Source organism: Bacillus sp. JZ109, assembly GCF_053903135.1.
The window spans coordinates 71292-85597 of the sequence record NZ_CP096388.1; the positions used below are offsets into that span (position 1 = coordinate 71292).

A 14306-nucleotide genomic window follows, 5' to 3' on the forward strand; every position below is an offset into this window, starting at 1 on the left:
AAGAAAACCCCCGCACCCGCGGGGGTTTTTCATTTATCCAATCATTTTTTCAGCGACTTTCATTTCCTGTGAGTGGGTTTGATGGTCTGCAATAAACCAACCTGATAAAATCACCGCTGCGACGCCTGCGCCAATCAGGAATCTTTTCATTTATATAACCTCCGTTCGTTTAATCAGTTCTTCAATTTGTAATGCTTCATAAAAAAAGTGGGCAGCTTCTTTGTAAAGCTCAAGTTCCCTATACCGTTCGCCAGCCAAAATGGAAAGTTCTCTTACACTGTCATACTCTTTCTCGGACAACAAGTCATCCATATGTTGTTTGCATAAGTGAAACGTTTCCGCATGACCCCCTTCTGCATAAATGGCATATAAAATGTCTATTTTTGCCTCACATATTCTATTCGGCTCAGCAGTCAATTTTTCCTTCACGACTTGGTAATAAGATAAGGCCTGTTCTTTCTTTTTGATCTTAAACAGTTCTCGTATCAGCAAGTAGGCAGAATGATAATAATAGTCGGAGCGGGCATACTCATCGTTCCGTAGAGCCTCCTCTAATTTCGAAACCGCTTCTTCTGATTTGCCGCTTTGCGCATGAAGGAGGCCGAAGTTATGCAAAAGCTGGGCTTCAAAAAAATGATCCTCTAATTCACTCGTGATCCGAATTGCTTCGTCCAAATAAGCCTCAGCTTCTTCAAACTGGCTCATCTCTGTAAAATTGCCTGACATGGTAATCAGGGCTGAAGCCAGCTTCTTTTTATAATCGGTCTCTTCCCTGAACGTTTTGACCGCTTGCCGTGTATGATTGAGGGACACAATATTTTGTCCCAGCTTATAATAGAGCTTTCCGACCTTCAGGTGAAATTCAGCTTTCTCAATCGGATCGGGAATGTTGTCGAGATACTGCTCTGCATCTTTATACAGCCCAATGGCAATGTCATAATTATTTTTATAGGCCTCATACATGCCTTCAAACAGAAAAAAGTAATATTTCAGCATGTCAGACGTAGCATTCATATGAGAAGGCTCCTCATGCTGAAAGCCCTGTCCTCTCGCCTCGTGAAGCAAAACCTTGTGGCGCAGTTCCAATAAGGAGAAGTAGGCAAGCACCTCCTGATCCTCTTCCATGTCATCCAATAAAGGCTTCACTTCTTCAAATAAACGGGAGGATTCTTCAACTTCATGTTTCTTGATGGCAAGGTACCAATCGTTGAGCATGCTAGCGATTTCTGCGGGTGCGATCTTATTCATGTGAAACTCCTTTCTCTAGTGACTTATCAATCTCAGTTGCTTATTCTGATAGTAACACCTCTTTCTATTTTATGTAAAATCCTCTAGTCAATATATGAAGGAGAGATGATATGACAATTATGCTGAGCCCTATGCAGACAGAAGAATTTCGGTCTTATCTCACGTACACAACAAAGCATTACGCGAAAGAAAAGGTAAAAGCGGGAACATGGCTGCCTGAAGATGCACAGCTTTTGTCTAAGCAGGCGTTTTCTAATCTGCTTCCGAGAGGGCTGGAAACACCCCATCACCATTTGTGGAGCCTCAAGCTGAATGAAAAGGATATCGTTGGCTGGCTCTGGATACATGCTGAACCGGAGCATCCGCAGCAGGAAGCGTTTATTTATGATTTCGGGTTATATGAACCGTATCGGGGAAAGGGCTACGCAAAGCAAGCATTGGCGGCATTAGATCAAGCGGCACGCAGTATGGGAATCCGCAAGCTGTCCCTTCATGTCTTTGCCCATAATCAGACGGCTCGAAAGCTATATGAGCAAACCGGATTTCAAGAAACAGACGTAGTGATGAGCAAGAAGCTTTAACGAAAAGGGCCTGATAAAGGCCTTTTTCTGTAAACGATTTCTAAAAATTCTGTAAATAACCTAGTTACTTTCCTTATTTTCCTAATATAATGTGGGTGAGGAAATTACCTTTCCTACACTCACAAGAAAAGAGGAGATGTAATGAAGTTGAAGAAACGAGTGTCGATGTTTTTGGTAGCGCTTACAATGTGCGGCGGCCTGTTTGTTTCTCCCGCCAAAGCCGTAAAGACCACAAATTATGCTGAAGAAATCGCCGCACTGCAGCCAGGCACGACACCGGAAGAAATCATGAAATCTGCCAGCCAGATTGCCAAACAGCAGCACGTAAAGCAGGACATTATTCTAAAACAGTTCTATAAGGAAATCACGGCTGATAAAGCAGAGGGAGACCGGCTCGCCAAGGAAAGCGGCATGTCTATCATGGGCGGCTCGTCCGGCACGAAAAAACTCCCGACAAGCGCGAAAGGCAATATCTATTACACGAACTCCTACACAGCCTACTACAATCACGGCCATGTCGGCATGTACTCCGCCGCTGACAAAATTGTTGAATCTGTCCCGAGCGACGGCGTCAGGCAGATCGCGTATAATGCCAGAGACGTGGAAGACAACTCCATTGTGCAAACCGTCAGCGTATCCTCATCTCAAAAAACAGCTGCTGCCGACTGGGCGGTATCAAAAGTCGGTGACCCATACTCATTTAACTTCGTCAATAACAGAAATACCGGCCATGACGGCGCCAAAAACTGTTCAAAGCTCCTATGGTCTGCCTTTTTGCTGAAAGCAGGCATTGATATAGACAGCAACGGAGGCTTAGGCGTGTATCCGCGCGACATCACAAGTTCTTCGTATACGACAACCATCATGACCATTTACTAAGGAGAAGGATATGAAAAAGTGGATGATTACCATCGCCATGCTGATTCTCGCAGGAATCGCACTATTTGTCTTCCTTTCTCCTCTCAAAAACCATAAAACCGTTGGTCAGCAGGATCTCAGAAACCCCGATTTCCTGGATGACAAAGAAGTCCTGCTGTATTTTTCATCCTCTGCGGATCAAGATGCATTTGGCGGCGGGAAAAGCTACGCCCTGTTTATCAGCCATGACGGGACGCTGTCTTCCTTTCAGATGAAGGGCCTTGAGCTGGGCTCAGCAAAGGTTCACAGTGACAGCGTGATGCTGGAGGACAAAAACACGATTTATACGATCAAAAACGGCCTGCGCTCCCATAAAAGAGCCTATCAGCACACAGGCGACAGCGCAGGCTTTCTGCAAAACACGGACGGCTTTTACACCTTATACAACTCCGGCTACGACAAAAAGAAAGACGGATACCGCTCAGAGCTGTACCGGCAGATGGACGGTGAGTGGAAAAAAGACGTCATCCCCTACTACATCCGAGCCTCCGGTTTCCATGACGGCGCCATTTACGCACTTGTCCCGACAGCTGACGAAAAAGGCTATGGGCTCCTTCAGATTCAAGCAGATCAAAGGAAGCTCACTTATCACAAGATAACGGAATGGCAGTACCGGGAAGGAGCCTCAGTCGAATCCCAGCTTGCTGTGGACGACCAAGCTGTGTATGTCATGGTTCGCGGCCAAAAAGCCCGCAATCTCTATCAAATGGTCAAGATCAACAAAAAAAGCGGCAAAGTAGAGCTGCACGACATCGCCGAATACAAAAACGACGAACAAACGATATACAGCTCCATGCCCTTCAGCTTTAAAAACAGCTTTTTCCCTTATGACGGGAACCTGTATTTCATTGACGGCTTCGGAAAGGTACACAAAATCGATGCCAAGACAGGAAAAACAAACATCGCCTTCACCCTTTCCCAGGACAAAATGAAAGCCGATTTCAAAGAAATCACCCAAAAAGGCAGCAGCCTCTATTTCTTCACATACACGTATAACAAGCCTGCCTACATTGAACAGTACAGTTTGAAAACCGGAAAGAAAATGAAAGATAAAGAGATTAGGAAGGTAAAGGATGTCGTGACGCCGAAGAGTCATTTGAAGCTGTATGATGTTGAGGTGATGAAGAGGTTTTAAGGCAAGGAGGGTAGTATGGGAGCCATCGCCGTTTTATTTATCGTTTTTGGTTTTCCGATCATCGCAGGTGTATTTGGTATAGCGGGTCATTTTTTATTTAAAAGATTTTGGGTGGCACCGCTCATCGTTCTTATCGCGAGCTTGATATTGTTAGTTACGTTAGCTTCGGGCAATAGCTCATTCATGTTTTGGGTTGTTATGTATACGGGGATTGCATTAGTAACCAGTATTGTCACATTATTTCTCAGGAAATTTTTTGAGTGATCTCAAATTATGAAGAGACTGGTATGAAGTCTCTTTTTTTGTTGAACCGAAGTTTGCAGAGATTTTGGGTATGTTTTAGAAACGAATCTAAAGGAGGAATTACATGAAAACCAAACGGGTTATTCTTCTGGCAGTTATGATCTGCCTGGTTTCGGCCATTACTGTGTTCTTGTTAAATGGATGTAAAGTCGACTTCTTAGACATCGGCGGAACCATTATTGGATGCTTTCTTGGCATATTTGTTGTTGTAAGAATACAGAAAAAACAGTCGTGAAAAAGGGAAAGAGTCATGCCGAACCGAAGTCATGTTCAAGGACGGAGAGTCCAAACACATGAATGGGAGGAATGGCGTTGACAGGAAACAAAGCGGTTGTGTACAAAGGCAAAGGGACTGTAGCGGTGGAGGATATCGGTTATCCGGAGTTAATCTTGAGGGACGGGCCCGGCGTCCCGAAGGCGAATGTGAATCGAAAATGTGAGCATGGGGTTATTCTCAAAGTCATTACAACCAACATTTGCGGGAGCGACCAGCATATGGTCAGAGGCCGCACAACGGCGCCTGAAGGCTTGGTGCTCGGACATGAAATCACCGGAGAAGTTATTGAAACGGGGCGTGATGTCGAATTTATCAAAAAGGGTGATATCGTATCCGTTCCTTTCAATATTGCCTGCGGACGCTGTGTGATGTGCAGAACGCAGAAAACGCATGTGTGCCTGAATGTTAACCCAGATCGGCCGGGATCGGCTTACGGCTACGTCGATATGGGCGGCTGGGTCGGCGGCCAGTCGGAATACGTCATGGTGCCGTATGCTGATTTTCAGCTTTTGGTATTCCCTGATAAAGAACAGGCGTTAGAAAAGATTCTCGATTTGACCATGTTATCCGACATTTTTCCGACCGGCTTTCACGGGGCATACACAGCGGGCGTGCAAACAGGTTCAACCGTCTATATCGCTGGAGCGGGACCTGTCGGCTTAGCAGCTGCTCACTCTGCCCAGCTTCTTGGCGCCTCGACGGTTATTGTCGGCGATTTGAACGAAGACAGACTGGCACAGGCGAGAAGTTTCGGCTGTGAAACGGTCAACGTACAAAAACATGACCGCCTCGGCGAGCAAATTGAACAAATACTAGGTGAATCGACCGTTGATGCTGCAGTGGACTGTGTCGGCTTTGAAGCATCCGGACACGGCAATCAAGGAGAAGCGCCTGCCGCCGTGCTGAACTCAATCATGGACGTCACCCAGGTCGGAGGCAGCCTTGGCATTCCAGGCTTATACGTGACCGAAGATCCCGGTGCAAAGGATGAGGACGCCAAAACAGGGTCACTAAAAATCCGCTTCGGACTCGGCTGGGCCAAAGCCCATACCTTCGTCACCGGACAAACGCCCGCCATGACATACAACCGCAATTTGATGAAAGCGATCCTGAGCGGCAGAGCGCAGATCGCAAAAGCCGTCAATGCCACCGTCATTTCTCTGGACGACGCGCCAAAAGGCTACAGCGACTTCGACAAAGGCGCAGCCAAAAAATTCGTCATCGACCCGCATGGAACACTGAAGTAAAAGAAAAAGCCGGACGTTCTCAGAACGCCGGCTTTATTGCTGGTAATCCGTTTCTTCAAAGCGATCTCCTGTTTCGTCTTGGACAATTAAGTCCCCTTCGATTTTGTCCAGTCCAATCAAAATATAAGGGTTTTTCTCATTTGCCGTAGGAGCAGGTTTTCGTTTCACAGTTACAATCGTTTCTTTAGGTGAGAATTTGACGTCTGACACTTCAAGCTTCTTATCTTTCTCGCTGCTTCCGAGAGACACAATAACCATTTTTCTCCCTTCTAAAATGGTGAAGACTTGATATCCTTTCACGTCATCATGTATTTGGAGATAATTAGCGTATATTTCTAAGTCTGGACTGCCTTCACCGATTCGATCCTTCTCCAACACCCAATAAGACGGCTGACACCCAGCAAGCAGCAACATGATCACAAAAAGCCAAACCCATCTAAAGCGCAAATGCAGACCTCCCCACACATCGGTTACATCCAAACTAACACACGAGCGAAATAGAGTCATCAACAGCTTGTTTGTCGAATTGTGGATAAAACTCAGCCCGAAGCACTACTAACATGTGAATAAATAGGTTATATTGAGAAGAGAACATTTGTAAAAATGGAAGAAATCATCGGAGGATTTGAACATGAAACAAGCGTATTATTCCTGTGAAGAACACATCGAAACGGTGCTGGATATGTACATAGACGACCACGAGCTGCCGCCCGAAATCAGAAAAATCGAACATACTAACAGTTTATCCACAGCCTGTGAATTATGTGGAGACCCCGCAGTATATATAGTGGGGAACGAATGATCTTACACAAAATACAGAAAAGATATCCACAATTGTGGACAACATATATGAATAACTTGTTTTTAAAGTGGGGATGACCTGTGAATATCAATATTGTGACAATCGGAAAACTAAAAGAAAAATACCTCAGGCAAGGCATTGAAGAATACACCAAACGACTTTCGGCCTACGCAAAAATCGACATCATCGAACTCCCGGACGAAAAAGCGCCGGAAAACCTAAGCGACCAGGACATGAAAATCATAAAAGACAAAGAAGGCGACCGCATCCTATCCAAAATCAGCCCCGACGCCCATGTCATCGCCCTCGCCATCGAAGGAAAAATGAAAACATCCGAAGAACTAGCCGATACAATAGATAAGCTGGCTACATATGGAAAAAGCAAAGTCACCTTCGTCATCGGCGGATCACTCGGATTGAGTGACACGGTGATGAAGCGAGCGGATGACAAGCTGTCGTTCTCGAAAATGACGTTTCCTCATCAGTTAATGCGGTTGATTTTGGTGGAGCAGATTTATCGGGCTTTTCGGATTAATCGTGGGGAGCCTTATCATAAGTGAGAGTAGTTTTTATTAGTATCTATGGGAAAATCTGAATTCAACAGTTTGATTAAAGTAATTAGTTGGACTATTTCTATTTGAATTAATAAAAGAATAATTAACTAGATATAATTTTTGTTATAATATCGTGTGGTGTAGGAAGATGGAGAAACTAAATTTATGTACTTTATTACTGTTTCTAGATATAGAAAAGATAGTGCTATTTGGTAATAGATCTAGTAAAAGTAAGGATATTGATTTACTGATTATATCAGATGACTTTGATTCAATGTATAGTGCAAAAAGAATTGACTATGTTGCTAGGAAATTAAATGTATCAAAAAAATTAGATCTAATTTGTTTAACATTAAATGAATATCATAAAATGAAAAAATTCCCTACAGAATTTAGTAAACAAATATTATTAAATGGAGAAATTATATATGAAAAAAGAACATATTAGTTTATTTAAGAGTCTTATTTTAGATATACATAATTATATTTTAAACAAGACAAATAATGAAAGTAATAATATGAGTGTTAGAGCTAATTTGGGTGAAGCGTATATAACTATAAAAAATTTATTAAAGAATTCTAATTTCCAACCACATGAAGATGTTATTCTAAAAAGGAATCTAAATAAAATTTTCAAAATAGTTTATGATGAAAGTTCATTATTTTATTATTCGAGTTTTTATTATGCTTATAGAAAAGTAAAGAATGGCGATCCAGAAGAAATTCAAATACAATTTCAGAAAATTAATTTAGACGTAATGGCTATGTTGATAAACATTATTTCTATTACTGATACTGAAAGTGATTTAGGTTCATCAACAGAAGATTATTTTTTTACTAGAATGGAAAATTGCACATGGGCTTTTACATATATTTATAAAAATGAATTAGAGGAATATTATGTTCCGAGTTTATATTGTGTTTGTAATATGTTGCAGACTCTAATTTTATATAAGAAAACAGCTAAAAATAAATACTCACATAATGTAAGTAACTTGTTGTCAGTATTAGATAAAATTCTAAAAGATTTTATTGATTTACAATTAGTAAAAGATATTTTGAGTAGAAATAAACAGCTGAAGTTTTTTGTTGATAATCTAATTCTTGATTTGAAATTATTAGTTAATGAAGAAGTATCTTATAGTGTAGATATAGATTCAATAAAAAACGAACGTACTATTAGTACGTTAAGAATTCTTTCAAATTTATTTAAAATCGATATAGAGAAATTCAAAGAGTTTTTTATTATGAAAATCGATGAATTAAATGAAACGTTAGATCAAATGGGCATTTTAGAAAAGATATTATTTTTAAGATCCTTATCGAATTATTACTCTTTAGATAAACCAATAGTGTTTGAAGAATTAGGCTTATTCGAAGAATTAAGCTTATATAATGTAGATGAATTTGTAAATCAAGTATTCCGATTGAACCAACTTAATATCTCTACGGTAACGCAAGATGATATCGAAGCTCTTTTAAAAATGAAAGATGATGAATTAAGAATAAAATTCTCAAAGACTGTAAATGGAGTAGAGGAAAGAGTTCTACTTAGAGAATCTCAAAAACCTCATGGTGCATTTGAAATTTCCGACATGGAATTACCAATAATGTTTAGAGGTAAAAGGTACTTTATGTGTTTACCATTTAAATCGGGTGTTGAAATTAGAGACACTACGGTGCCTGTTGATATTGCATATCAAATAGTTAGGCCATTTATTGAATTTAAAAATTGTGTAGTGGTTTTTGTAACAGCGAAAAGGTGTTCCGAAAATTTAATGAATTATATAAAAAAATTAAAAGATACTTTGAATTGGCCAATCGAAGTAATTGAACACTCTACATTAGCAGCTTTATTAAAGCGATCAGGTGAAATATAAAAAACTAACTCGGACTACTCACGGAGAGTCTAAGTATAAGTGAGTGGGATATAGATAATATCCATAAAATCTAAAAACTCTGTTGATGTTATTTACTACTTTTAATTCTATTGATTCAAATTAATTAGATTTACAATAGTTTTAAATATATATTGGGGGTATTGATATGGAGTACTTCGAAAATTTTAAAGGACGAAATGATTTAACAGATAAATACGGAGATAATGCGCTATTACTTTATGCTTTAGAATTAAGATTACAGATAGAAGATATTAAAGGAGTTGCTACAGACGCTCTAACAGACGGAAACGATGATAAGAAATGTGATTTAGTATACATATCCGAAGAAGATGGAATAGCAGTAATTGCGCAAGGATATATGTCGAAAAAAGAAAGAAAGTCAGCTCCTTCAAATAAAGCAAGTGATTTAAATACGGCTATAACATGGTTATTGAATGAGAATTTTGATAACTTACCAATTGATATAAAAGCAGCGGCATATCAACTTAGAAATGCACTAAAATCAAGTAAAATAAATACTATCCAAATCTGGTATGTACACAATTGTCCAGAATCAGAAAATGTAAAAAAAGAATTGAATGCTGTAAAATTATCCTGTATTACTTCTATAGAACAGTACTTGAAAGAGCCTATCAATGTAATTGAAATTGAGGTAGGGAATGAAACTTTAAACAAATGGTATCAATCATCTTCGGTACCAATTTTAGTAGCTGACGAATTAGAAATCCCTACTATCAACGGTGGATACCAAGTGGAAGGAGAAAATTGGAAAAGTTATATGACATCTATTCCTTTAACGTTTTTATATGATAATTATCATAAATACAAAGATGATTTATTCTCTTCCAATATTAGGGGGTATTTGGGTAGTTTAAACAAGAAAAACAATATTAATAATGGGATTAAAAGAACAGTGGAAACAAAACCTTCTAACTTTTTGATTTACAATAATGGATTAACAATTGTAGTTAATGATATAAAAGAAATAAAAGAGAAATCAATAAAAATTCAAGGTATGTCTATAGTTAATGGCGCTCAAACTACAGGGGCTATAGGGTCTGTTACTAGTAAACCGGTTGAAAATGCCTTGGTTACTGTTAGGTTTATTAAATGTGATGACCAAAACATTTTAAGGGATATTATTGAATATAATAATAAACAAAATGTTGTGGAATCGTCAGATTTTAGAAGTACAGATGAAGTACAAGATCGATTGAGAAAAGAGTTTGAAACTATTAATAATGTAATGTATCTTGGGGGAAGAAGAGGAGGCAGTGAAGATAAAATAAAACGCTATAGTAATTTAATTCCGCACGATGTAGTCGCACAATGTTTAACTGCATACCATCAAGATCCGGGCACTGCATATAACAGAAAAAAGGAAATATGGAGGAATAATACACTGTATTCGCGAATATTTTCTGAAAAAACAAGTGCTGACCATATTATATATGTGTATTCTCTTTATCTAGCTATAGAAAATAAGAAAAGTCAATTAAAGAATAAAAACAAAGAGGGAAATTTAGAAAAAACAGAACAGGAAATTCATGACTTTTTAATTGTTAGAGGAGCTGTTTGGTTACTAATTGCGGCTGTATCTAGCGGAATAGATAGTATATTGGGTATAAAAATAAAAGATCAATTTTCTTTATGTTTCAAATCTGATGTATCTTTGGAAAACGCTGTTGACTTATGGGAGATACCTCTTAATATAATTTCGCCTTTTGTAAGTTCATTAATCCCTGCTGTTCAAGATGGATTAAACACTAGAGAGGTTATTAAATCAGCAATTAAGGATTGTACGGAAAAAACAGCCTCAATGCTCAGTATTATGAAGGTGACACCAGGTGTTAAAGAAAATATTGAAAGTTTTTCCTCGAAAATTGATTTTTAAAAGCGGTATTGATTAATGATATTAAATCTTTAGATGTAAAAGTTTGTAACCAGTAAAATGAGGTACAGCATACTTTGTATAAGTTTTAATTTACTGCAATACTCATTTAGAAAGGGAGCAAATGTGGTTAAGGTAATGTTTCATTGTGTCTGAAATGGTTACTAGTTGTGAAAAATCATTTTATTAACTACTCTAGACGCCCTTGTGTTTGCGCTTAATCATAATTTGTCAATAATAATCGGAAAGAAGCCGGCATTCAAGAATCCCCCTTTGAGCAACGGCTTCTTTTCGCTTTTTCCATACGACAGTATAAATCCCTTTGCGTAACGGAAACCTATTGGAAAGGTTTCTGAAAGGAGGGGGCGTATGATGAAAAGTGAAAAAATCCAAAACAAAACATCTTTGGTTTGCAAGATGGCGATTGCATCTGCTGTTTCTTGGGAAGCGGTAAAACTGGTGTGCTCTGATCATCCATATTTAGCGCTGCTATCTGTTATCTTATGTTTGCAGCCAACGATAGATCAGTCGATTCGCTTTTTTTTTTCATCGTATTGCGGAAACTGCGATTGGGATCATGTTAACGTCCTATCTTGTCAGTCACTTGCCAATGAATGGCTGGATGTTGGGGGTGTTCCTGTTAGGCGAGGCGAAGTGGTTACGAATAGATGTAACGGTTTTACATCAGGTAGCACTCACCATTTTAAATCATTCTTTCAAGATATCAAATAGAGATGCAAAAAATGAATGTTGGATATGAGTACATCTCAAATATAGTGGGAAGGGAAAGAGACTTCTTAGTTCGTAACGTAAAAAAAGAGCTCAGAGAATAATCCCTGAACCCCACATCCCTCACTTCATATACCGATACTCCCGCAAACTCTCCAAAATCGCAACTTCCTGCAGCAATTCCTCACCCACATTCGTTTCCTTCACTTTCTTCCGCTCGAGCTCTTTGTCCACTAATCGCTTCACCGTTAAGACATCAGTTCCGGTGCTTAGGACTTCTGCCTTGGAGTTGAAGTGTTTATGGGCGACGAGCTGCATGCCGTAGGAGTTGTATAGGAGCGTGTAGCCGGCGATACCTGTTGTGGATTGGTAGGCTTTGGAGAAGCCGCCGTCGATGACGATCATTTTTCCGTTTGCTTTGATTGGGTCTTCTCCTTCGATTTCTTTTACGGGTGTATGGCCGTTGATGATATGGCCATGATCTGGATTGAGGCCGAATTCTGCCAGGATGTTTCGGCAGGTTGCCTCGTCTTCGCGTAAATAATAATACGGGTTTTTCTTTTCTTTATGTGTTTCCTTTTCTTTAATGAAATAGCGCTCAAATGTCGTCATGGCCCGTTTTCCGAAGAGGGAGGAGTACTCGCCTGTCCATAAATACCAGGCCATATCTGTCGCCAGGTCATCGGTTTCTTCCGGGTGGGCAAACGCTTCCCGCAAGAATCGTTCAAATACATCGAGCAGCTCACGGCCCGCATACGGTTTATCCTCAATCATCATCGTTTCCATATTGCCGTTTTCATCGACAGGAATACAGCCGTGAATCAACAGGTTGCCGTTATATTTTAAATAAAGGCTGCCTTTTTTCATCATAAAATTCATATGGCGGCCCAGCTTTTCGGAATGCTGGACAGAGAATAGCAGCTTGTCTATGACTTCTGCTTCTTCTTCTAATAGCTGATCTGGCTGTTCCGGATTTATCGTCGCAAAGCAGGTGTTTTCCAGTTGATATGTTTTTCCGTTTAGCGTGATTTCGTTTTTGTCATAATCTATTTTCTCTAATAACAGCCGCTCTTCCATATTAAAGTTCGGCCGTCTCTTGATAATCGGGCTCTCAAGCTTGAATTGAATCATCGCAATCGCTTGATGGATTTTTGTGATTTGCTTAATCTCGTCCTCTGGCCTGTTGTCGTCTGCTTTTGGACGGAACGCTGGATTATCGTCATAATATTTTTCGGCCAGGTTCAGAAGCGGTCTCAGGTTGATGCCGTACACGTCTTCAATAATATCCAGGTTGTCGTAGCGGGCACAGATGCGGATAATATTGGCCAGGCACACTTTGGAACCGGAATAGGCGCCGATCCAAAGGACATCGTGATTTCCCCACTGAATATCGACAGAATGATAGTTGATCAGTTCTTCCATAATTCTATCAGGCTGCGGTCCGCGGTCGTAAATATCGCCGACCACATGCAGATGGTCGACCACCAATCGCTGAACGCTGTAAGCAAGGCCGGTAATCAGCTTATCGGCTTGGCCAAGTTCAATGATCTGATCAATGATTTCGGAGTAATATTGCTCCTTGTTGCCAGCTTGTTCTGTTTTGTATAACAGCTCCTCCGTAATATAAGCAAATTGGGCAGGCAGTGCTTTGCGTAATTTGGAGCGGGTATACTTGGAGGAGCAATATGAAACGAGCTTAATCATTCGATGAATCGTTTCTTTATACCACTCGTTTAACGCTTCTTTCGCATCAAAGTCATGTTTGATTAACTTCAGTTTGTCTTCCGGATAGTAGACCAATGCTGCTAATTCATCAATTTCTCTATCGTAAATGACACCGCTGAAGATGTCGCGTATCTTCTCTTTGACTCGTCCTGAACCATTGCGCAGCACGTGCTGGAATGCCTGATACTCCCCGTGCAAATCACTGACAAAATGCTCGGTGCCTTTTGGCAGGTTCAGTATCGCTTTCAAATTGATGATTTCTGTTACCACTTTTTCTTCACAATCGTATTTTTGTGCGAGTAGATCTAGGTACCTGCTTTCCAAAACCGTCCATCCCCTTTTTAGAATAAACCCCTATTTATGAGCATGTGCATGATAAGGTGAATTTAAAAGTATGACATTATTTTTAAACATTGGACCTTTATATGATAGTACCGCATAACTGCTTTTATAGACAATTGAAACGAGTGAAAGAGGTGCCAAATGGGGTAAGCAAGAGCTTAAAACAGCTTTTCAGTACAGGTTGGTTTAGGGTAAGATTGTTTGCCTCATTTCTTCCACTTAAAATCTTTATATCCCTTAACTAGTGTAGTCAATATTGATGTTTTACTTTTCATTACGAAGCTTTAAATCAAACTATGGCCTTTCATTCGGTATAGCTTAGAGGGGCTAGAGGACTATAGGCTTTATATACCAAGAATAGTAACATTTTTCAGATTTTTTAGGTACAATATATTGACATGTATTGAATCATATAGAATAATTGGTTTATATTAGAAAAGAAGGAGGGATAATATGAAAAAGGAAAACACTAACAATGAGACTGTGAAAAACTTAGAATTTAAGGGTCTATTAGATGAATCACAAAAGTTAGCAAAAGTGAATGATCTTTGGTATTTTGTAAAATCAAAAGAAAATCGCTGGATTCTTGGAAGTGGTCATTAATTAGAGGGGTACAAAGGAGAGTCTAACTCTCCTTTACCATTTGTTGGGGG

The 14306-nt window shown here is 39.7% G+C and carries 16 protein-coding genes and 1 pseudogene; 13 read left to right on the plus strand and 4 right to left on the minus strand.

The window, feature by feature from the left end:
* Positions 1-33: 33 nt before the first annotated feature.
* Positions 34-150, minus strand: a complete 117-nt coding sequence (locus M1D94_RS00420; protein WP_003226961.1) for a Phr family secreted Rap phosphatase inhibitor — start codon at positions 148-150, stop codon at positions 34-36.
* Entirely contained in the window at positions 151-1248 is a 1098-nt protein-coding gene (rapG, locus tag M1D94_RS00425) for a response regulator aspartate phosphatase RapG (RefSeq protein ID WP_172861697.1), read from the minus strand.
* A gap of 110 nt (positions 1249-1358) precedes the next feature.
* On the opposite strand from rapG, the gene M1D94_RS00430 reads away from it, so the two are divergent.
* From M1D94_RS00430 to fdhA, 6 genes are all read left to right on the plus strand, one after another.
* Entirely contained in the window at positions 1359-1829 is a 471-nt protein-coding gene (locus M1D94_RS00430; protein ID WP_021481071.1) for a GNAT family N-acetyltransferase, read from the plus strand.
* Positions 1830-1970: 141 nt separating this feature from the next.
* On the plus strand, positions 1971-2708 hold the full coding sequence (locus M1D94_RS00435) for a YiiX/YebB-like N1pC/P60 family cysteine hydrolase (protein ID WP_021481070.1): 738 nt from the start codon (positions 1971-1973) through the stop codon (positions 2706-2708).
* 10 nt (positions 2709-2718) lie between these two features.
* Positions 2719-3882, plus strand: coding sequence for a hypothetical protein (locus M1D94_RS00440; RefSeq protein WP_456270376.1), 1164 nt, complete (start codon positions 2719-2721; stop codon positions 3880-3882).
* 15 nt (positions 3883-3897) lie between these two features.
* The gene (locus tag M1D94_RS00445) at positions 3898-4146 is read left to right on the plus strand and encodes a DUF2651 family protein (protein ID WP_043940250.1); all 249 of its coding nucleotides are present in this window, start codon (positions 3898-3900) and stop codon (positions 4144-4146) included.
* 103 nt (positions 4147-4249) lie between these two features.
* Positions 4250-4420 (plus strand): hypothetical protein, encoded by a 171-nt coding sequence (locus M1D94_RS00450; RefSeq protein WP_043940249.1) that lies wholly within the window; start codon positions 4250-4252, stop codon positions 4418-4420.
* A 62-nt stretch (positions 4421-4482) separates the two neighbouring features.
* Positions 4483-5709 (plus strand): formaldehyde dehydrogenase, glutathione-independent, encoded by a 1227-nt coding sequence (gene fdhA, locus M1D94_RS00455; protein ID WP_456270377.1) that lies wholly within the window; start codon positions 4483-4485, stop codon positions 5707-5709.
* Positions 5710-5742: 33 nt separating this feature from the next.
* Here the strand turns inward: fdhA and M1D94_RS00460 are convergent, their stop codons facing one another.
* Positions 5743-6156, minus strand: coding sequence for a hypothetical protein (locus M1D94_RS00460; protein ID WP_124047777.1), 414 nt, complete (start codon positions 6154-6156; stop codon positions 5743-5745).
* A gap of 184 nt (positions 6157-6340) precedes the next feature.
* Between M1D94_RS00460 and M1D94_RS00465 the strand changes: the two genes are divergently transcribed.
* The 6 genes and pseudogenes from M1D94_RS00465 to M1D94_RS00490 all read left to right on the plus strand — a co-directional run.
* Positions 6341-6511 carry a CxxH/CxxC protein gene (locus M1D94_RS00465; RefSeq protein ID WP_003219122.1) on the plus strand — a complete coding sequence of 57 codons (171 nt, stop codon included), beginning with the start codon at positions 6341-6343 and terminating at the stop codon, positions 6509-6511.
* Positions 6512-6591: 80 nt separating this feature from the next.
* Positions 6592-7071: a 23S rRNA (pseudouridine(1915)-N(3))-methyltransferase RlmH gene (gene rlmH, locus M1D94_RS00470; protein ID WP_424934857.1), complete on the plus strand. Its 480-nt coding sequence runs from the start codon at positions 6592-6594 to the stop codon at positions 7069-7071.
* A gap of 142 nt (positions 7072-7213) precedes the next feature.
* Positions 7214-7513 (plus strand): hypothetical protein, encoded by a 300-nt coding sequence (locus M1D94_RS00475; protein WP_282627201.1) that lies wholly within the window; start codon positions 7214-7216, stop codon positions 7511-7513.
* Positions 7494-8945, plus strand: coding sequence for a hypothetical protein (locus M1D94_RS00480; RefSeq protein WP_456270378.1), 1452 nt, complete (start codon positions 7494-7496; stop codon positions 8943-8945). Before M1D94_RS00475 ends, M1D94_RS00480 begins: the two co-directional genes overlap by 20 nt.
* Before the next feature lie 166 nt (positions 8946-9111).
* Positions 9112-10860, plus strand: a complete 1749-nt coding sequence (locus tag M1D94_RS00485; RefSeq protein WP_282627199.1) for an AIPR family protein — start codon at positions 9112-9114, stop codon at positions 10858-10860.
* Between the two features lie 366 nt (positions 10861-11226).
* Positions 11227-11563 (plus strand): annotated as a pseudogene (locus M1D94_RS00490) (aromatic acid exporter family protein); the annotation flags it as partial.
* A gap of 146 nt (positions 11564-11709) precedes the next feature.
* Here the strand turns inward: M1D94_RS00490 and fbp are convergent.
* Positions 11710-13635, minus strand: coding sequence for a fructose-1,6-bisphosphatase (fbp, locus tag M1D94_RS00495; protein WP_456270379.1), 1926 nt, complete (start codon positions 13633-13635; stop codon positions 11710-11712).
* A gap of 471 nt (positions 13636-14106) precedes the next feature.
* Between fbp and M1D94_RS00500 the strand changes: the two genes are divergently transcribed.
* Positions 14107-14256: an epipeptide YydF family RiPP gene (locus M1D94_RS00500; RefSeq protein ID WP_014478520.1), complete on the plus strand. Its 150-nt coding sequence runs from the start codon at positions 14107-14109 to the stop codon at positions 14254-14256.
* Positions 14257-14306: the final 50 nt, after the last annotated feature.